Annotated in this window: 22 protein-coding genes; 21 read left to right on the top strand and 1 reads right to left on the bottom strand. The window is 50.3% G+C overall.

Features of this window, described 5'->3' with window-relative positions:
• The first annotated feature begins 174 nt into the window (after nt 1-174).
• The 10 genes from uvrC (at nt 175) to BLP63_RS11880 (ending at nt 8,142) form a co-directional block, all read left to right on the top strand.
• On the top strand, nt 175-2,154 hold the full coding sequence (gene uvrC, locus BLP63_RS11925) for an excinuclease ABC subunit UvrC (RefSeq protein ID WP_170829437.1): 1,980 nt from the start codon (nt 175-177) through the stop codon (nt 2,152-2,154).
• Between the two features lie 19 nt (nt 2,155-2,173).
• A complete protein-coding gene (gene tmk / locus BLP63_RS11920; RefSeq protein ID WP_330387149.1) occupies nt 2,174-3,160 on the top strand; it encodes a dTMP kinase in 987 nt (328 codons plus the stop codon).
• 142 nt (nt 3,161-3,302) lie between these two features.
• Entirely contained in the window at nt 3,303-3,659 is a 357-nt protein-coding gene (locus tag BLP63_RS11915) for a DRTGG domain-containing protein (RefSeq protein WP_092591863.1), read from the top strand.
• A gap of 57 nt (nt 3,660-3,716) precedes the next feature.
• The gene (locus BLP63_RS11910) at nt 3,717-4,166 is read left to right on the top strand and encodes an ATP-binding protein (RefSeq protein WP_242870897.1); all 450 of its coding nucleotides are present in this window, start codon (nt 3,717-3,719) and stop codon (nt 4,164-4,166) included.
• Nucleotides 4,167-4,180: 14 nt separating this feature from the next.
• Complete coding sequence (locus BLP63_RS11905) at nt 4,181-5,449, top strand: [Fe-Fe] hydrogenase large subunit C-terminal domain-containing protein (protein ID WP_092591861.1); 1,269 nt, start codon at nt 4,181-4,183, stop codon at nt 5,447-5,449.
• 5 nt (nt 5,450-5,454) lie between these two features.
• Nucleotides 5,455-5,787, top strand: coding sequence for a glutathione S-transferase family protein (locus BLP63_RS11900; protein ID WP_092591859.1), 333 nt, complete (start codon nt 5,455-5,457; stop codon nt 5,785-5,787).
• Nucleotides 5,787-6,515 carry a hypothetical protein gene (locus BLP63_RS11895; RefSeq protein ID WP_092591857.1) on the top strand — a complete coding sequence of 243 codons (729 nt, stop codon included), beginning with the start codon at nt 5,787-5,789 and terminating at the stop codon, nt 6,513-6,515. Before BLP63_RS11900 ends, BLP63_RS11895 begins: the two co-directional genes overlap by 1 nt.
• 5 nt (nt 6,516-6,520) lie before the next feature.
• A complete protein-coding gene (locus tag BLP63_RS11890) occupies nt 6,521-7,078 on the top strand; it encodes an ATP-binding protein (RefSeq protein ID WP_092591855.1) in 558 nt (185 codons plus the stop codon).
• Nucleotides 7,078-7,260 carry a hypothetical protein gene (locus BLP63_RS11885; RefSeq protein WP_092591853.1) on the top strand — a complete coding sequence of 61 codons (183 nt, stop codon included), beginning with the start codon at nt 7,078-7,080 and terminating at the stop codon, nt 7,258-7,260. Before BLP63_RS11890 ends, BLP63_RS11885 begins: the two co-directional genes overlap by 1 nt.
• Nucleotides 7,261-7,449: 189 nt before the next feature.
• A complete protein-coding gene (locus BLP63_RS11880) occupies nt 7,450-8,142 on the top strand; it encodes a PHP domain-containing protein (protein WP_092591958.1) in 693 nt (230 codons plus the stop codon).
• Between the two features lie 178 nt (nt 8,143-8,320).
• On the opposite strand, the gene BLP63_RS11875 is transcribed toward BLP63_RS11880, so the two are convergent.
• Complete coding sequence (locus BLP63_RS11875; protein WP_242870896.1) at nt 8,321-8,863, bottom strand: 4Fe-4S binding protein; 543 nt, start codon at nt 8,861-8,863, stop codon at nt 8,321-8,323.
• A gap of 389 nt (nt 8,864-9,252) precedes the next feature.
• Between BLP63_RS11875 and BLP63_RS11870 the strand changes: the two genes are divergently transcribed.
• From BLP63_RS11870 to BLP63_RS16905, 11 genes are all read left to right on the top strand, one after another.
• The gene (locus tag BLP63_RS11870; protein ID WP_092591851.1) at nt 9,253-9,786 is read left to right on the top strand and encodes a hypothetical protein; all 534 of its coding nucleotides are present in this window, start codon (nt 9,253-9,255) and stop codon (nt 9,784-9,786) included.
• Between the two features lie 42 nt (nt 9,787-9,828).
• Nucleotides 9,829-11,304, top strand: coding sequence for a DUF5702 domain-containing protein (locus BLP63_RS11865; RefSeq protein WP_092591849.1), 1,476 nt, complete (start codon nt 9,829-9,831; stop codon nt 11,302-11,304).
• Nucleotides 11,291-11,902 carry a TadE/TadG family type IV pilus assembly protein gene (locus BLP63_RS11860; RefSeq protein ID WP_092591847.1) on the top strand — a complete coding sequence of 204 codons (612 nt, stop codon included), beginning with the start codon at nt 11,291-11,293 and terminating at the stop codon, nt 11,900-11,902. Before BLP63_RS11865 ends, BLP63_RS11860 begins: the two co-directional genes overlap by 14 nt.
• Complete coding sequence (locus BLP63_RS11855; protein WP_170829436.1) at nt 11,886-12,692, top strand: protein kinase domain-containing protein; 807 nt, start codon at nt 11,886-11,888, stop codon at nt 12,690-12,692. Before BLP63_RS11860 ends, BLP63_RS11855 begins: the two co-directional genes overlap by 17 nt.
• Before the next feature lie 206 nt (nt 12,693-12,898).
• Nucleotides 12,899-14,011, top strand: a complete 1,113-nt coding sequence (locus BLP63_RS11850) for an aminopeptidase (protein WP_139159823.1) — start codon at nt 12,899-12,901, stop codon at nt 14,009-14,011.
• Nucleotides 14,012-14,199: 188 nt separating this feature from the next.
• On the top strand, nt 14,200-14,784 hold the full coding sequence (locus BLP63_RS11845; RefSeq protein WP_092591841.1) for a chromate transporter: 585 nt from the start codon (nt 14,200-14,202) through the stop codon (nt 14,782-14,784).
• Nucleotides 14,781-15,320 carry a chromate transporter gene (locus tag BLP63_RS11840; protein WP_092591839.1) on the top strand — a complete coding sequence of 180 codons (540 nt, stop codon included), beginning with the start codon at nt 14,781-14,783 and terminating at the stop codon, nt 15,318-15,320. Before BLP63_RS11845 ends, BLP63_RS11840 begins: the two co-directional genes overlap by 4 nt.
• Before the next feature lie 121 nt (nt 15,321-15,441).
• Nucleotides 15,442-17,085, top strand: coding sequence for a glycosyl hydrolase family 18 protein (locus BLP63_RS11835; protein ID WP_092591837.1), 1,644 nt, complete (start codon nt 15,442-15,444; stop codon nt 17,083-17,085).
• A gap of 116 nt (nt 17,086-17,201) precedes the next feature.
• Nucleotides 17,202-17,921 (top strand): class I SAM-dependent methyltransferase, encoded by a 720-nt coding sequence (locus tag BLP63_RS11830; RefSeq protein ID WP_092591835.1) that lies wholly within the window; start codon nt 17,202-17,204, stop codon nt 17,919-17,921.
• A gap of 688 nt (nt 17,922-18,609) precedes the next feature.
• Nucleotides 18,610-18,768: a hypothetical protein gene (locus BLP63_RS16910; protein WP_170829435.1), complete on the top strand. Its 159-nt coding sequence runs from the start codon at nt 18,610-18,612 to the stop codon at nt 18,766-18,768.
• Between the two features lie 357 nt (nt 18,769-19,125).
• Nucleotides 19,126-19,284, top strand: coding sequence for a hypothetical protein (locus BLP63_RS16905; protein WP_170829434.1), 159 nt, complete (start codon nt 19,126-19,128; stop codon nt 19,282-19,284).
• Nucleotides 19,285-19,387: the final 103 nt, after the last annotated feature.

Here is a 19,387-nt window from a genome sequence, read left to right as displayed (position 1 = left end):
AAAACACCTCCCATTGTGATGTTAACCTATTACCCAACGTACGTTGAAATTCACCAATCAAACTGAAAATATGATAGAATTGTTTATGAATGTTTGGTTTGGGGGACAGGAACCATCGGCAACCTGTCGTTAACTGGGCCCGGTGGGATTATAGATGAGAAACGGAGTATGACTATGACGCGCATGGAAGCCATAAAGGCGCAAGTGAAGAAGGTGCCGGAGAAGCCGGGCGTCTATCTGATGAAGGACAAATGGGGCAACGTGATCTATGTGGGGAAGGCAAAGCGCTTGAAGCAGAGGGTGTCCTCGTACTTCAGGGCGCTGAACTCCCACGCGCCAAAGGTTCGGAGCATGGTCGCGGTGGTCGAGGAGTTCGAGTACATCCTGACGGACTCCGAAATGGAGGCGCTGATTCTCGAGCAGACGCTGATCAAGCAGTATAAGCCAAAGTTTAATATCCTGCTGCGGGACGACAAGCAGTATCCCTATATAAAGGTAACGGTGGATGAGGCGTTTCCGCGGCTGATCATGACGCGACAGCTGTCCAGGGACAAGTCGCGCTATTTTGGGCCCTATACCAGTGCGGAGGCGGTGCGCAGGACAATCGAAGCGCTGCAGGAGATTTATCCCATCAGGAAGTGCAACCGACGGCTGGAAAAGATGGAGGAGCGGCCGTGCCTGAACTTCCACATCCGCAAGTGTCTTGGGCCTTGTCAGGGCAACGTGCACCAAGATGCGTACCGTGCTATGATCGACGAGATTTTGAAGTTTCTCGGGGGCAAGACTGATTTTTTGAGGGAGAAGCTGACTGGAGAAATGAAGGCTGCTGCAGCAGCGCTGGAATTTGAAAGGGCCGCAGAGCTCCGGAATCAGCTGATGGCCATTGATCAGCTGATGGAGCGGCAGAAGGTGGTCTATGAGTCTGATGTTTCCCAGGACGTTATTGGCAGCTGGGCAACGGAGGCGAGGATTTGCGTCATGATTTTCACAGTCCGGGGCGGCAAAATGATAGGCAAAGAAGAATATGTCTTTGAAGAAGAATATTTTCAGGATCCAGAGGTCTTATTGGACGATTTTATCCTGCAGTATTATGCCAATGTCACGGAATTTCCAAAAGAGATCGTTGTTGAGCGTATGCCGGAGGATTTTGAGCTGCTGGAGGCGTTTTTAGCCAAAAAGGCGAGCTTCAAAATCAAACTGACGACACCGCAGCGAGGTGACAAGCTAAAACTGCTGGAGCTGGTGAGAGAAAACGCTCGTGAATATCTGGAGAAATTTGAGGAACGGATCCTGCGTGAGCGGGAAAAGTCGGATCAGGTTGAAACGGCTTTGAAGGATATGCTGGGGCTGAAGGGCCGTCTCCGGCGCATTGAGGCTTATGACATTTCGAATATCTATGGGGTTCTTTCGGTGGGCTCCATGGTGGTATTTGAGGACGGCAAAAAAAAACCCAGGGATTACAGGCGCTTTAAAGTGAAGACTATTGAGGGCGCAGATGACTATGGCTCCATGCAGGAGATTTTATTCCGGCGGTTCCGGCGGGGCCTTGAGGAACAGGCGGCTCTGGAGGCGCTGGTCGAAAGCCAGGGCTCAAAAGCGGAAGAGGCGGAGGCGACGGAAGAAGAAGCCGTAGCGGAGTCAGGGGGGCACTATAAAGGCCGAATAGGTCAGCGCGGTTCGGGAGCGCCGTCCATTGGTGCCAAGTTCTCTCACTTTCCAGATCTGATCCTGATTGATGGCGGCAAGGGACATGTGCATGCAGTGCTGGATGTCATGAAGGCTTTGGGTCTTGAACTGGAAATTGCCGGCCTTGTGAAGGACGACTACCATAGGACGGATCAGCTCTATTACCGGGGGCAATTTTATCCAATAAGGACACAGCCAGAGCTCTACCGGTTTTTGGCGGGCATCCAGGAGGAGGTTCACCGTTTTGCGCTGGAGTATCACAAGACCCTGAGAAGTAAGACTATGACCCAGTCACTTCTGGATGCGATTGATGGTGTCGGAGAAAAGCGACGGCTCAGGCTGATGCAGTACTTTAAGAGCATTGATAAAATCAGGGAAGCCTCAGTGGAGGAGCTGGCCAAGGTAGATGGCATGAATCGCAGGACGGCTGAAAAGGTATTTGAGTATTTTCATGGGACGTCGGAATGACCATAGGGGGGACTGCAACTTGAAATCTTTGGATGAATTGACGAAAATACGGTCGGAAGCGCTGAGGGCTGTTGACGCCAGTAACACCTCCGGGAACGATAAGAAAATCATTGTGAGGATTGGCATGGCGACCTGCGGTATCACGGCAGGTGCCAGGCAAACGCTGACCCGGCTCCTGGATCTTATGGGCCAGGACCGGGCTGCCCACATTAAGGTGCTTCAGACGGGCTGCATGGGCAACTGCGATATGGAGCCTATTCTCGAAGTCGTAGACTTGGAGGGCGTCGTGACAAGATACGAGCGCGTTGGCATTCAGGAGGTTGAAAAGCTTTACTATGATGTGCTGAGAACGCCCGGCGTCAAGTCAAAAGGCAAGAAAACAAAAACCGTCAGTCTGGAGGGCGGTGAGGGCTCAGGAAAAACGACGCTCCTTGCAATGCTCAAGGACCACTTTGAGGCGAGAGGCCTGGATGTCATGATCACCAGGGAACCAGGCGGGGTGCGAATTGCGGAGAAAATTCGCGAAATTATTCTCGACGTCGAGCATACGGAAATGGATGTTCGGACGGAAGCACTTCTCTACGCGGCGGCAAGACGTCAGCATCTGACACAGAAGGTCCTGCCGGAGCTCGGCAAACTGGACTTGGTGCTCTTTGACAGGTTTGTGGACTCCTCGGTGGTTTATCAGGGCTACGTCCGGGAAATTGGCATGGACGAAGTCTATGAGTTGAACCGTTTCGCCACAGAGGATTTCTTGCCGGATATGACAATTTATCTGGATGTTGATCCAGCAGAGGGTCTTAAACGCGTTTATGGGGACTCAGGCAGGGAAATCAACCGCCTGGACCTGGAGGCAGCGGAGTTTCATGTTAAAGTCCGGCAGGGGTACAGGATCCTTCTGTCTGAGCACTCCGAACGCATCGTTGAAGTCGACGCCTCCCGGCCGGTGGAAGCAGTCTTTGAAGACGTTAAAAATCTCCTGGACAATTTGTTGAATCGGGCTTAGAAACGGTGTAAAAAGGCAAAATTAATGTTATAATAAAACCGATCGTTAAAAAGTTAACTTACATTGCTGAACAGTATGCAGAATTTGAGCGTATGCCCAATCCAATGGGCTGCGTCTTCGGAACATACGGCAGGAGGTTCATATGGAGATCGGAACATTAGTAGAAATGCTGGGTGGCAAGATCATCGTCGGCGAACAATATATGGAGAAAAAAGTCGACTACGCCTTCAGTTCTGACTTGATGAGCGACGTTCTCGCCTTCGTGTCGGAGCATGCGCAGGATTGCGTCCTGCTGACCGGACTCACGAACAATCAGGTCATCCGTACCGCGGAAATGCTTGATCTCAGCGCAATAGTCTTTGTCAGGGGAAAATGCCCGCCTATGGAAGTGATTGAGCTCGCTGAAGAAAATGACATGGTTTTAATTTCAACACCGCACACCTTGTATGCTACCTCCGGAATTCTATACGGACAGGGACTCGAAGGCGTGCCAATATAACATCACGTATCGAAGTCCAGTACCCATTATGCGCATCAACCAGTGAGGTGAGACGCTATGAGCAAGGCCTTGGAAATGGAACGTGACTCAGCGGCAATGGCATATGATTACGAAGTGGTAAAAGAGGACTTCGCTCACGCCGGCGCGGCATCGAGCGACATAAAGAAAAAGTGCAGGGAAATTGGCTTGGACAAGGACCTGATCCGCAGAATCGCCGTCATGACCTATGAAGCGGAGATCAACATTGTGATTCACTCAGAGGGCGGCGTCATCACAGTCATGATCATGGGGGATCGCATAGAGATCTGGGCGGTCGACCGTGGACCGGGGATCGAGGATGTGGCGCTTGCCATGACAGCCGGTTATTCGACAGCGAAGACTTCTGCCCGTGAAATGGGCTTTGGTGCCGGCATGGGTCTGCCCAACATGAAAAAATGCTGTGATGAATTTTACATTGAGTCGGCGAAAGGTGAACCGACCCGCATAAAAATGGTCATTCAAATTTAGGGGTGGAGGTAACCATGGAGAAATTTCTGCACTCCGTCATTCTCGAGCGCGATTACTGCAATGGCTGCACCTATTGTCTCGACCGTTGCCCCACCCAGGCAATACGTGTGCGTGAGGGCAAAGCGGAGATCATGACGGAACGTTGTATTGACTGTGGCATGTGCATCAAGGTATGCCCGTACAATGCAAAAGGCGCGCAATCTGATTCTTTGGAAATGCTTAAGAATTATAAATATAACATAGCGCTGCCGGCAATCTCAATTTATGGGCAGTTCGGCCTCGAGTACGACATAAATAAAGTCATGAACGGGCTTTACGAGTTGGGTTTTGATTTCGTCTTTGATGTGGCTTATGCTGCTGACCTGATCACGCAGATTCAGAAAAAGCGCGTGGGGGAAGAGGGTCATCCTAAGCCTTTGATCTCAGTCTATTGTCCGGCGGTGATCCGGCTGATCCAGATGCGCTTTCCAACCTTGATCGATCATATCAGCCGTTTGGAGTCACCGGGTGAAGTTGCCGCGCGGATCGCGAGGAAAAAGGTCGAAGCTATGACCGGGCTTCCGCAGGAAGACATAGGTGTCTTTTATCTGACGGAGTGCCCTGCGAAAATCACGAGTATTCGAAAGCCCATAGGTATTGCGAAATCTCAGATTAATGGCGCCATATCCCTGGAAGCGGTCTACACAAAGCTTTTGAGGATGTATGACGACATTCAGGTCGTGCAGCAGATCTCCAAGTGCAGCGGCAAGGGGGTCGGCTGGGGCATGGTGGGCGGTCAGAGCTATGCCATGGGCAGTGAGGATTATCTGGCAGTCGACGGGATTGACGAGGTCATTAAAGTCCTTGAGCAGCTGGAGCTGGGAAAGCTCAACGATATAGATTTTTTCGAGGGGTACGCCTGTGTCACTGGCTGTGTCGGTGGTCCGCTGAACCCGGAGAATCCGTTCATTGCGAAAGGGCGGATCAGGCGACTATCGGCAAAATATCCTCAGGAGGTGTCCATGGAGGCCTTTGGGGAAATCACAGAACGCATGCTGGAATGGGACGAGGACATTGAGCCGCTTCCGGTCATGAAGCTGGATTCGGATTTCAAGGTAGCCCTTGAGAAATTGTCCAAGATCGAAGCGCTTTATCATATGCTGCCGGGGATCGACTGTGGGGCTTGCGGCTCGCCAACCTGCAGGGCCCTTGCGGAGGATATTGTCATGGGCAGGGCGACTTTGGCCGATTGTGTCGTCAGAAAAAACAGTGAACGAAAAAACAATGATTCGGAGGAGAGGTGACTTCTATGAAAATCTCAGAACTTGAAAGAATTGAAGGTTTTCGAGTCTACGCTGTGGGGGATGAGTCTCAGGTGATCACAGGGCTGTACTGCAGCGATTTGCTGAGCTGGGTCATGGCGAAGGGCAAGGCGGGGAACGCGTGGATCACCGTTCAGACCCATCAGAACGTTTTGGCAGTGGCCTCTTTACTCGAATTTTCCTGTATCATTCTTCCAGACGGTCTGTCTATGGACCAGGCGGTGCTTGACAAGGCGGTTGAGGAAAACATTGCAGTCGTAGGCTCAGACCTGGATGCTTATGGCATCTTTCAGGTGCTTTACGAAGCCGGGCTGAGATAATGCTGTTTTACTACGATCTGCACATGCACACCTGCCTGTCGCCGTGCGGTGAAGAGGAAATGACGCCAAACAACGTGGTCAATATGGCGATGATCAAAGGTCTTGATATTTTGGCAATCGCGGATCACAATCACTGCGGCAACGTGCGCTCGGCCATGGCGGTCGCTGCCAAGCGGGATATGCTTTTGGTGCCGGCCATGGAACTCCAGACCTTGGAAGATGTTCACGTCCTCTGTCTTTTTCGGTGGATCGAGGCTCTGGAGGCCTTCTTTGAAATTGTCGACCAAGCTATGTTGAAGCTTCCCAACCGCCCAGAGCGCTTTGGCCATCAGCGGATGCTGGATGATCAGGATGAGCCTGTGGGCGAAGTGGTCCACACGCTGATCACCTCTTGCCAGCTGAGCCTCACCGAAGCAGTGGCAGCGGTTAAGGCACTGGGCGGGGTAGCGGTTCCGGCGCACATCAACCGGGGTTCGAACAGCCTGCTGTCCAACCTGGGCTTTATTCCGCCGGGTGAGGGCTTTGTGACACTGGAAGTCACTGCTGGCGAAATGGGCGATCAATTTATAGCGGGCCACCCTGAACTTGCCGGCTACAGGATTTTAAGAAATTCCGACGCGCACCAGCTCACAGCGATCTCCGAGAGAGAAAACGCGATTGACCTTAAAGAGCGGACACTGGACTGTCTGATTGATAGTTTGTTAACCCCACTGAACATAAAGGAGTAAAGCTTATGCGAGAGCTATCCCTGCATATCCTGGACATTGCCCAGAATTCTATTGTCGCAGAGGCAGCAACCCTGAGAATTGTCATTATTGAATCGAAAAAAGAAGACCGGCTGACCGTTAAGATCAAGGATGATGGCCGGGGGATGGACGAAGAGACGGTGAAGCGGGTTGTCGATCCGTTTTATACGACGAGAACCACCCGAAAAGTCGGTCTTGGAATTCCTATGTTCAAGGAGAAGGCAGAAAGCTGTGACGGCGACTTTGAGCTGAAATCTGAGCTTGGCGTGGGCACGGAGCTGAACGCGACTTTCAGGCTCAGCCATATAGACCGGGTTCCTCTGGGCAATCTGACGGATACCATTGTGACCATTGCGCTGGCAAGCCCAAAGACGGATCTCATTTTGACCCATTACGTGGATGATCAGAAGTTTTCTCTCAGTACCCGTGAAATCAGGCGGATGCTGGGTGAGGATGTGCCGCTGGACAATATTGATGTCGTCAGGTGGCTCCGGGAATACGTCCATGAAAATATTGCGGGCATAGGCAGCGAGGCGGTTTATTGATGCTGAACACGAAGGCGTTTAGAAAAGCGGGGCTTCTGGTGATGCTGATCACGCTTTTGATCGCGGTTGTGACTTCCAGGCTTGGTCTGTCCGGATACGTGCGACTCGCTCTGTTGACTTTTGGGTTTGGCGCGGGATTCATGCTGGTCTTTGTGGCGGGTTTTCTGCCGCCAAGTGAATAGACGTATGGTGGACAGGGTGGTTTTGTGATGGCTGAAACCCAGCGTTTTAGTGCTTTATGGAAAATCTCAATGGTTTCATAAGTGTGATAAAAAATCTCAATATCGTTAGACCATGCTTTTGGGTTATACTGTTATCAGGCGGTTGGCATTTTGCCGGCCGTTTTTTTTATAATCAGAGGTGAGACTGAAATGAAATTTGACCTGCATATTCACGAATTAACCCATAGCAAGGATAGCCATCTGAGTCTCGAACAGATTGTTCTTGAGGCGAAGTCCAGAGGACTGGAGGGCATAGCGATCACAGACCATGATGTGCTCGGTTTGAGGGCGCAGGCAAGATTTTTAAGTGCCCGTCACAACCTGCCTATTTTCGTTGGGGTAGAAGTTTACACAACCCTTGGGGACATTCTGGTATTTGGTGTCGATCAGCTTCCTGCTGTTGAGGAAGGCAAGCGCATTGAGTCACAGCAGCTCATTGATTACGTAAACTCAAAAGGTGGCGCGACGATTGCTGCCCATCCTTTCCGAAGCAATGGCCGGGGACTTGGAGAGGCTTTGTACGGGCTGACGGGGTTAACCGCCATAGAAGGCTACAATGGTCGGACGACAAAGGGACACAATGACCGTGCCGCTGATGTGGCTTTGGCCCTTGGCATTCCAATGACGGGCGGCAGCGACGCTCATGCCCCGGGAGAAGTCGGTGCTTATGCCACGGAGGTCAGCGGTGTTGTTCAAACGGAAAAAGATCTGATTCAAGCCCTCAAGAAGGGGCGCTGCTATCCGGTTTCTATGACGGGGCTGCCGCTGGGGAATGTGGCTGGATTAGGGGCGGCTTTGGCAGCGGACGTGAATATGGCAGCGGACTCGGAAGTTGCAGTATAATTAAAAAGTCGAAATAAAAGAGAAGTCAAAAAGGGAAGACGCCTTAAAACCGGCGCCTTCCCTTTTGTGATGTTTACGACATAATATTCAATATTGTGGGTAAGTCGGTGGACGCGCTTAAACAGGCTGTCTTTCACCGACTTTTTGCGTTGGTCTGACAGGTATGAGGTGCGAGGTTCTAAGCCGCAGCTTTTTTCTGATAAGTGGCAATGATGCTCGTCGCATGTCCCATTGGACAGACCTGGCACCAGCTGCGGGGCTGGTAAAAGACACCGAGCAGGAGCCCAACCGCCAGTGAAGCTGCCATAAAGCGGAACAATGCCATGCCAATAGTTTGTATGGAATCATGATTATGGGCCAGTGAGACCGTCAGCATAATGACCATTAAGCTGAGAAGGCCGTTCTTGAAGGCGTTGGTGCGCATAAATGCCGGCAAAGAATTCCTGAGGCTGACGCGCTGGAGAAATTTGCCGAACAGGGACCCCCTCGGGCAATAGTGTGAGCAATGGACTTTGCCGTGGCCTCTCAGGGCATGAATCATAGGGATCGTCATGCAAAAAACGGCACCGAGTCCGAAGCGCAGGTCGAGGACAGACAATGCGAGAAAAATAACCATGATAATCCAAGACCAGGCCATGTGTGATTTTTTCTTGTTTTTTTGCTTTGTTTCTTTTTGATCAACTGCAGATGGTTGTTTGAATGGGATGATTTTTTGGGTCATGGTGACGTACCTCCGTTGTATCGTATTGTAGGGTTGAATGATTTGTGATTTAAAGTACATCCGCACCCCTGTGGGGAGGGGGTGTGGTTGTGGCACAAAATCTATATTACCCAAATGCAAGGAAGCTGTCAATATTGAAATTAAAAAAAGAATAATAAATACAAAATACAGTATTCGCATAATGATGAACTTCACCCACTTGCTCCATAAACCGTGCAACCTCTGCTTTGAACAAAATTGCCAAAGTGAAGGACGAAACAGTCTTGACGAAATGTTAAAATGTGGTAATCTATAGAAGTGAAAAGTAAAAATATGGAATAGCGTAAAGCTTTCATGATGTTACAAGTCGTCGTGGTTAACCCGGAAATTTTCACGGAAGGATGCATTTTATGGCCGAACAGGGTTTTGAAAAAACGCAAAAGTCCATCCTGCAGAAGCCCGGAGCAATGGACAAACCTCCTGTGAAACCATGCTATACTGCTGGCGCGAGTTCTTTAGGCGGGTTCATGGAAAGCCAGGGTTTTCTGACGGTCGAAGCGGCGGTCCTAACGCCAGCAGCCATAATGATGGCTGTTTTGATTGTCCTTGTCATGCTCTTTGAATTTCAGTCCCTGTTGATGGCAGCAGGGATCCACCAAATGGGAATGACTGAGATGCATCACGTCGAAACAGAGCGGTTAAATTTTGAGGATGGGTTAAAGGTGATGGGTACCGTCAAGGTCAAACGTTCTGTCGCGTTTGGCGGCTTGGGTGAAGAAAATAGTCTCCTGGGTCTTCGAACCCTAAAGCTCAATGCAGTCCTTGAGCCTGGCCACCCCTGGCTTAAGGGCCTTGAGGCTGTAAGTGCACGTTCTTTTCATGTAAGAGTACCGGCAGACTTCCTGATATTTGGGATGTACCGCTTGGCGCCAGAGCTTCAGTAAGCGGGGGATCATAAGAGGTGATTATGAAAGGAGGCTTGGAGGATGTGGAAGCTTTACCGCTGCTTGGCCTCCAAGAGGCTATGTTCGGCACGCTTGGACGAGTCGGGGTCCATAACGCTGTTTGCTTTAATGATGACTTTGACCATCCTCGGTCTGTTTGGCGCGCTGGTGACTTATGGCATGAACCAGATGAAACACGCGGATACCTTGAGGACGCTGGAGATGACAGGACAGTCGATCCTGCACACCTATGACCGCCGGTTGCTGGAATCCTATAGCCTTCTGGCGGTGGATCTTGAGGTGGCGGATCCACAGGTCTACATGAATGCATCGAGCAGGCTGGGGTTTTGGTGGAAGGGTCAGCGTCGTTCGTGGCAATTTGAGCCACGTCAAACACTGAATGAACCGGAAGCCTTCCTGGAAGCTGTGGCTCGGTCGGTCGCATCGGGGACGGCAGAGGAGGCTTTGTCAGGATTTTCTTCATGGATGGAGAAGTCCCCGGGATTAAGCGGCGGGCAAGAGCCTGCAGCAGGAGCCTCAAAGGAAGATCAGGCATTTGAGAAGGCTTTATCCGGGGAAAGCTCTGGAACGGTTTCGGAGGAAGAGAAGGACTTGGCGATTGAGGCAGTTCGCTGGATTCGGGAGATGGGTAGATCCGAAGATCAAGTGGGCCGTGATGGGAAAGAGGTTGGGGGAGAAGCTGAGGAAGCGATCGGGCCTGAACTGACGCCGGCGCAGAAGGATAGGCTGCCCAGCCAATTGTACGAGGGGTTGAGGCGTCCGCTGGAGGCCCCGGAACGCCTGGCGTTCGTTTATTATGTTGCCAGGCATTTCAGGGACCGGGCTGCAGACAACCGGACGCCGTTTTATAAGCACGCACCTGCAGAAACTTTTTTTAACGCCGAAAGGGAATATCTTCTGTATGGACATGGCGCAGAGGTTTTTAACGAAGCCAGGGCTTATGCCGATGTTTTCCTCCTCCGGCTCGCGGGCAACACCGCCCATGTCGCGGGTTGCCAGAAAAAGCAAAAGTGGATCGCGGTGGTCTCCGGGGCGGTCAATACCGTTTTTGGCGTCCCGGCGGTGATGACCTCCTCCGCGCTGGTGGTGACCTGGGCTGCCGCGGAAAGCAGAAGTGACCTCAAGCGCCTCCTGGCAGGAGAAGAACTGCCCTGGATCCATGGGACGGATGCGAAGTGGCAGACACAGTTTGGCTCTGGGCGTGGAGATACAGTCTTGGCAGAAGAGGGTAAGACTGGCCCTGTAAACAACTCAAACGCTTCTGAGGGTTTCATTGATGCTGATTATGGTGACCACCTCAGCGCGCTTCTGTGGATGAAGGCTGGCACCGCTCATGTGCTGCGTGCCATGGATCTTATAGCGTTGGGCAGCGGAGAAAACAAGGGTGGACTCAACGGCATTGATCTGAGCCAAAGGGCAACTGCATTTTCAATACAAGTCGAAGCGTTGGGCAGTTTACCGGCGGTGACCTGGGAGGATGGCTATGGCTGGGAGTAAAAGGCTGTCCCGGTTCAGGAACTGTCTCAACAGTCGCGGCGTGCTTACGGTTGAAGCAGCGATCGCGCTGCCGCTGGTGCTGATGCTTGGATTCGGCCTCGCCCAATATCTTGGACACCTCAGGGTGGTTGAGGTCACACGGCAGGCCTTCCATAACACCTGCATGCAAATCGCTGTTCAAGAGCCTGGAAAAATGACGTCGCCGGCTGGAACGAGTTTAGCCATGGCGGCAAATCTGGCGGCGGTAGGCGGCGAGGTTGATCTCCAGTACCTCTACTTACGTGAAGACGCAGCTGGAAATTTTGTTGCCAAGCTCTATTGGGTTCGGGAGGTTCCAATCCTTGGACCTATCGTGACAAGCTTCGAAAAAACGGGGCGTTCCATTTATAGGGCGAATGACAGCCCCGCAGGGGAAAAAGAGCTAAAAACCGCTGCAGTAGTTTATGTAACGAAGACTGGCTCCAAATATCATGAAGCCAATTGCTTCCACTTGAGAAAATCCAGCCGGCCGCTGAGTCAGGATGAAGCGGAGCATGAGGGCTATGAGGCCTGTGCCCACTGTATATTGGAGGTGCCGTTATTTGAAAGGAAATCATGAGGTAGTTGCCAGGCAAGAAAGCTCTATCAAAGCTGAGGTGTCGAAATTCCATCCGGGGGATGTGGCGAGAGGTGGAAGCTGTGCGGTCTACTGTGTGCGGAGTCTCGAGGGCAGGGGAAAACGCTGCATAAAGCGCTATGAGAACCCCCCAAGCCGTGACTATCTCGAGATTCTTGAGCTGATGCGGGCGCCGCGGGGCATGAATGTGCCTGTTGTCTTCAACTGGTCGGTCTCGGGCCATCGCTCAGACGAGCTGGTGGTGGAGGAAGAGTGGGTGGAGGGATGTACGCTTAGGGGATTGATGTCTGAGGCGCCTCAAAAGGTGGTGTTGAATGCGGTCAGGTGGTCCCTGCAGCTGGCGACGACTCTGAGCAGGCTCCATGAAGTGTATGGTTTTCTCCACCATGACATCAAACCTGAAAACGTCATAATAGATTTGTTCGATGACGCGGTGTTGATCGACTTTGACGCCGCCAGGCATCTCATCCGGGAAGGAGATGAAAAGCCGGTTCTCGCTCAGAGTTCAGACAGAATTGGAGAATCTCCCGCCCTCAGAGGGACCCTTGGCTATGCGTCACCGGAAGCAAAGCTCTTTCCTGGACACTGCGATGCTGCGGTGGATTTATACGGTTTTGGAAAGATGTTTCTTGAAATCGCGGCAATAGAGCCTCACGCCTTCGCTCCGGCCTATTTTGAAATTCTCAGACGCTGTACCAGAGTGGATGCCCTTTCCAGGATTGAGAGCGCTGGGATGCTGCGGGAGATGCTCAGGGCAATGCGGATTAAATAACTCTAAAAGCGCTGGCCTGAAAACTAAAGGCCTTGCACTAACTGTGCAACCGCCGAACAATAGCTGAGTAAAAACCGAGTAAAAACCATGAAATAGCGCCATAAAAGACCATATAAATTTATTGCGATGTCAAAACTATTTGTATATAATAAAGACGACCAGTCAATGGGTAAACGACCACTGTCAGATCTGACAAGGAGGATATTATGGATCCGAGAATCAATCAATTAGCGAAAAATCTTGTTCAGTATTCCTGTAATGTGCAGCCAGGTGAAAAAGTAATGATTCAGAGTGTTGGAGAAAGCCCAAAACCCTTGGTTAAAGCTTTGGTTCGAGAGGTTCACGCGGCAGGCGGTTATCCGTTTGTAGAATTAAAGGATTCCGTTCTCACCAGAGAAATTGTAATGCAGGGTAAAGAAGAACATTTCAAGCTTTGGGAAGAGGTTGACCTCTATAAAATGCGTCAAATGGACGCGTATATTGGAATTACAGGCCCGGATAACGTCAATGAAATGGCGGATGTCCCCAGCGATCAAATGCGCCTATATATGGAAAAATACCTTTCAAATTTGACGAACGAGCGCGTCAACAACACAAAGTGGGTCGTGCTTCGCTATCCAAACAGCGCCATGGCTCAGCTTGCCTCGACAAGTCTTGAAAAGTTTGAATCGTTTTATTTTGATGTCTGCAACCTCGATTACGGAAAGATGTCAAAAGCCATGGATGCCCTGGTTGCCCGCATGGAGAAGACGAGGGACGTGCGTATTGTTGGCAGCGGTACGGACTTGTCTTTTTCGATTGGTGATATTCCTGTCATTAAGTGCGCGGGGGAAAACAATATTCCGGACGGCGAGGTTTTCACGGCGCCAGTCAAGGATTCCGTCAATGGCGTGATCTCCTATAACTGCCCGGCGGTTTACAACGGCTTTACCTATGAAAACATTGTACTGCGGTTTGAAAACGGCAAGATTATTGACGCGACGGCGAACGACACTGAAAAAATCAACCAGGTCTTTGATACGGATGAGGGGGCCCGCTATGTGGGGGAGTTTGCGATTGGCGTCAACCCATACATCCTGAAGCCTATGAAGGATACACTTTTCGACGAGAAGATTATGGGAAGCTTTCATTTCACCCCTGGAAGGGCTTATGAGGACGCTTCGAACGGCAATGCCTCCGCGATTCACTGGGATTTGGTCTGCATTCAGACCCCGGAATATGGCGGCGGAGAAATCTATTTTGATGGCGAGCTGATCAGAAAGGATGGACGCTTTGTCGCAGAAGATCTGAAAGTCCTGAACCCGGAAAACTTGAAATAAAAATTTTGAGGATGCCTTATTCAATAAGGCGTCCTTTTAATTAGAGAAGGCGTTTGGTTGGGGACTGTCCCCAACCAAACGCCTTTATGGCATGGCTTTTGTAAAGTCAAATTTCCGCAGAGATGACCGCCTTCAATTTATGTTACAATATAAAGGAATATTTTGTGCGTCTTTTGGAGGTCTTTTTTATGTATAGAGCACTGCTGACGACTTTTTTTAAAATTGGATTATTTACCTTTGGCGGCGGCTATGCCATGATCCCTCTGATCGAAGAGGAAATAGTATGGAAAAAAGAGTGGATGACGGATGAGGAAATTTTGGACATCATTAGTGTCGCCCAGAGCTTACCGGGCCCCATTGCCGTCAATCTTGCGGCTTTTATTGGCTACCGGCTCAAGAAGCTGAGGGGCGCGCTGATGGCCGCGCTGGGCGTCATATTGCCGTCCTTTCTGATCATTGTGATCATAGCGCATTTGCTGATCAAAGCGAATATCGCAAAGTACATTGAGCCGGTCTTCAGCGGGCTGATGCCGGCGGTGGCGGTCATGATCCTGATTTCGGCTTATCGCCTTGGAAAAAAGGTGTCCTGGTCACCACTCAATATTGGCATTTTTGCTTTGGCAGCGATTCTGCTGATTGCGCTGGGCGTTCACCCCATCCTTGTGATTGCTGGGGGGATCGTCACGGGCTTGCTTCTGAACAAAGTGTTTCCGCCGTCTGACAGCGGCCTGAATTCGGTGAAGTCGTCCGGGGAAGGGGAGGTGTCTGAATGAAGCTGCCATTGATTCTTCAAATGGCCCTGACCTTTTTTAAAATTGGCTCTTTTAGCTTTGGCGGCGGCTACGCCATACTTCCGGTCATACGGCATGAGGTCGTTGGGATCCATCACTGGCTGACAGACCGGGAGTTTCTCAATATCCTTTCCATCTCCCAGGTGACGCCGGGACCGGTGGCCATCAACACGTCCACCTATGTGGGCTACAAAATGGGCGGGATCCTGGGCTCTGCGGCGGCGACAGTTGCCGTGGTTGTGACCTGCATCACGCTTTCGGTCCTTTTGGCTGGTCGCCTCTATCCCTATAGGGAGCATCATCTTCTTCGCAGCGTTTTTAGCGCCCTCAGGCCTATTGTCATTGCCTTGATTTTGAGTGCTGCGGTGTCGACAGGGCTGACCGTGGAATGGGACTGGCGGGCGACTCTTATAGGTGCCATCGCGTTTGCACTATTGACCAGGTTTAAAGTCAAGGTGGTTTGGGTCATGGGGCTTTCGGGGGTCATGGGCGCTGTATTTTACGGTGTTTTGGCGTAAGTGCCCTCAAAGTGCGTTTTTGCCGATGGTTGGGGAACCAACACCATCGGCAAAAACAATCTTTTGAAAATCAGCGTGCGTGTCAGCGTGCGCCAAGGCATTGATTAGGGGGAATTGACAAATGAAGCGTTTCGCAATCATAGTTCTAATCTTGCTGCTGCTGGCCTCCGGGGCGGCTGCGGGCTATTGGTATTTTAAGTATGACGAGCTTTCCGCGCGCTTCGCGCAGACCCTCTACCGCTCCAAGGTGACGGTTGACGACGTGGTGATTCCAAACGGGATGACTTACGTGGAGGAAGAGGGGCGGCTGTTTTTGGACATTCGGATTGTTCAGGGGTGGCTGGACGAGGGCGCTTACGTGAGTCCCTCAGGCGAGCGGCTTTACATGAAGTTTGAGGCCATGGGCTTTAAGTCCGGTGATGACGTGACGGACGCTTTGCTCAGTGAAAGCCTTGAAACGCTGAGTCTGCCAATTTACCGGGTGGACGACCAGCGCTATGTCGAGCTCGAGGCGCTCTCCCGGCTGTACCGCATGCGCTGGATGCGCAGTCCTGAGTCTGGCATGCTCAACCTGTTGACCCACCGGGCGGATGTTGTGAATTTGAAAGTGTCAAAGGGCGCGGTGGTGAGTTTGGATGGCATAAAGGTCTTCGAAGTCCAGCCAAATCAGTTTGTGACAGCGGTCAGGACTGAGGGTGGGGCGCTGAATGTGCTGCATGCGGACGGCAGGATGGGTCTCCTGGAGCGGCTGGATGGGATTGAGACCTCCCCTGCGAATTTTCTGCCGCCGGTGATTCCGGTCGGGGACAGGGCCCAGCTGGATCGGGTAGTCGGTGCCTGGGACCAGGTTCATAGCTATGAAAACAATTTTAACTTCAATGCTGCCGATGGTTTTGGCACCCTAAACGTCATCATGCCCACCTGGTTCGACCTCAACGTCGACGGCATAGTGCTGAGCCTCGCGGATATGTCTTACGTGCTCCGCGCCCAGGAAGCGGGAATCCAGGTCTGGGGGCTGTACGCCAACCATTTCAGCCCCGCCTGGACCTCGGAAATGCTCCGCAGCGAGGCACTGTCAGACAGGACGATTGCCCATGTGGTGGCTTATGCCGTGGCTTTTGGCCTGGAGGGCATCAATATTGACTTTGAAAATATGTATCTGAAGGATCAGGCGCTCTTTTCCGATTATGTGGCAAAGCTGTCAGAGGCTCTGAAACGCGTCGGCAAATGGGTTTCCATAGATGTGACCGTGCCGGAGGGCAGCGATCAGTGGTCCAAAGTGTATGACCGTCCAGCGTTGTCCAAGTCTGTAGATTTTGTTTTCCTGATGGCTTATGATGAGCACTGGGCATCCAGCCCCAAGGCGGGCTCTGTCGCTTCCCGGGACTGGGTCGTGACTGGCATTGAAAAAAGCCTCGCGCTGATCCCGCGTGAAAAGCTGGTGCTGGGGATGCCGCTCTACACGAGAATTTGGAAAGAGTCAGGCACTGGCGGGGCTAAGAAGGTCAGCTCGTCCACGCTGAGCTACGCCAGAACTTCCGAGTGGCTGGAGGCGCGAAGTCTTATGCCGGTCTTTGATGAAGAAACGGGACAGAATTATGTTGAATATGTATCAAACGGCGTAAAATACAGAGTTTGGCTGGAGGACGCAGCCTCTTTGGAGATGCGGCTTGAGCTGATGGAACGCTATGGACTTCCGGGACTCGGATTTTGGTCAATCGATTTTGCGAATGAAGAGGTTTGGGCGGTTATTGAAAGCGATTAGCGGGTATAAAATAATATCTAATTGAATTAAATTGAATTAAATCAAAGCGACTTTGTGACAGCAGTGGATGACGACCGGGCTATTGACCCGAATGAAGAATTGGATGAGGTGATCCTGTGGACTTTTATGAGATGCTTGGACGTTATTATGATGTGATCTTCCCTACCAATGAAAAGCAGCTGATGTTCCTTAAAGCGCTGCTTCCGGAACGCGGCAGTGTTCTTGATGTCGGCTGCGCGACGGGCACTTACGCGATCCCGCTGGCGCGCCTTGGTTATGATGTCTGCGCGTTTGATTTGGATTCACCTATGGTGGAAATGCTGGTGTCTAAGACAGAAAATGATGAAAATCCGCCCAAAGCCTTGGTTTACGATATGCGGCGCCTGCCTGAGCTGAATGTGGGGCCGTTTGACCTGATCTATTGCATAGGGAACACCTTAGTGCATTTGGGCTCTTTAGCTGAAGTTAATGAGTTGGTGAAGGCTTGCCGGGAAAAATTGAAGGAAAGCGGTTCTGTGGTCATACAGACGGTCAATTATGACCGTGTGCTTGCCCACAAGGATTTGTCGTTGCCTTTGATAGACCGTCAGGAGGGGCGCATGCGCTTTCACAGGCATTATGAATTGAAGGACGCGGAAGTTGTATTTCATGGTCAGCTGGAGATCGAAGGTCAGGGAAAGACTGAAGCCTCAACGACTTTGCTGCCTGTAGAAGCTGGTGACCTCGTTCGCGCTCTGGAAGAAGCAGGATTTAGGGAAGTGAATGTCTATGGGGGCTTTGATGGCTCACCGCATACCCTGGAAAGCCCGGCGACGGTGATTGTCGCGGGCTCTTAACGTCACCAGTTTTAGATGTTTTGATATTTATGCAACTTTATCGAACGTCGCCTTCGTTTGGGAAGGTGGCGTTTTATTTTATAAAATAACTAAAAGTGAAGGATTTGCTTCTAAAGCTTTCTGAAAATGCAAGAAAACTATTTTGTACTTGTAAAAAAACATTGCTAAACAGCGAAAAATGCTTAAAGAGGGGTTGCGAAATGAAGGAAGTGTCACTATAATATTCATTAATAGGTTTTGCAGATCGCGAATGACATATGTGGTTGAAATGATGTGTATAAGGTCGCAAAGCATAAAAAGTGCAGGAATATGCAAGATGACTTTCGGAATGTCTAAGGAAAGGCTGAAAAATCGATTTGCTGCGCATGGCAAACCAACGCGCTGTGACTGAGGAACGGCAAGGGGCAGGATGAGTATAAAAGGCAAGGTTCGATTAACAAAATCGAATATTGAAACACGAATATTAATATATAATCAAAATTAGAAATGGTCCTACTTCGTCATTATTTAGATAAAAGAATAATTTATTTCAAACAATAAATAATAAATGCAAGTTGATAACCGTGCACTTGCAGAAAAACATAAAAAAATCAAAAAAATATCAAAAAAGCCCTTGCAAAATGAAAGATGATCACTTATAATAATCACAAGAGGTTAAGCAAGACAACAAATTTTGAGGGAGGATCTTATGGAAAAATATTTGAGCAAAGACCAATGGACTGTGGAAGTATGCAAGCGCTGTGGAGATGAAAAGAAAGTCAATCGCTTTGGTGTCTGTGAATCTTGCGATCACGAAATAGACAGTGACTATGCAGGTCTCTATGGTTACAAGGAGATGGAAAACTAATATGATTCAGCCTGATCCCAGAAGCTGAGCGCCCTCGTCGAACGAATAGTCGGCCAGGGCGCGTTTTTTTATGTTCAAACGAACGTATGGATATTAAATGTGCAAGTTTGAAAAAGAAAGATGCATCTTTCCGTTTTCGAAAGGTGAAGTGAAATTATTTTATAAAATGTATTCAATGCAATACAAGATTCTTTTTGAAGTTAAAAAATGCAAGTTTAATGTTATGTATTTGCAAAAAAACATAATAAAATTGAGTTTTTACCGAAAAAAGGGGTTGCAAAATGAAAGACGAGGCCCTATAATAATCACAAAGAGAATAATTGTATACAATTATTCAACCTAAGGAGGATGAAGGTTATGGAGAAGTACATCAGCAAAGATCAGTGGAATGTTGAAACTTGCAAGCGCTGCGGAGATCAAAAGAAAGTCAATCGTTTTGGTGTTTGTGAATCTTGCGATCACGAGATTGACAATGACTACGCAGGCCTCTACGGTTACAAGGAGATGGAAAACTAAGATGAGCCAATCTGGCCCCAGAAGTTAAACGCCTTTGTCATCATTCAATGACAAAGGCGTTTAGTGTTTTTTGGGATTTGGTTGGGGACAGGGACACGTGGTT

This window comes from Acidaminobacter hydrogenoformans DSM 2784, assembly GCF_900103005.1.
In the GTDB taxonomy this organism is placed as follows: domain Bacteria; phylum Bacillota; class Clostridia; order Peptostreptococcales; family Acidaminobacteraceae; genus Acidaminobacter; species Acidaminobacter hydrogenoformans.
This window is presented reverse-complemented; position numbering and strand designations above follow the sequence as displayed.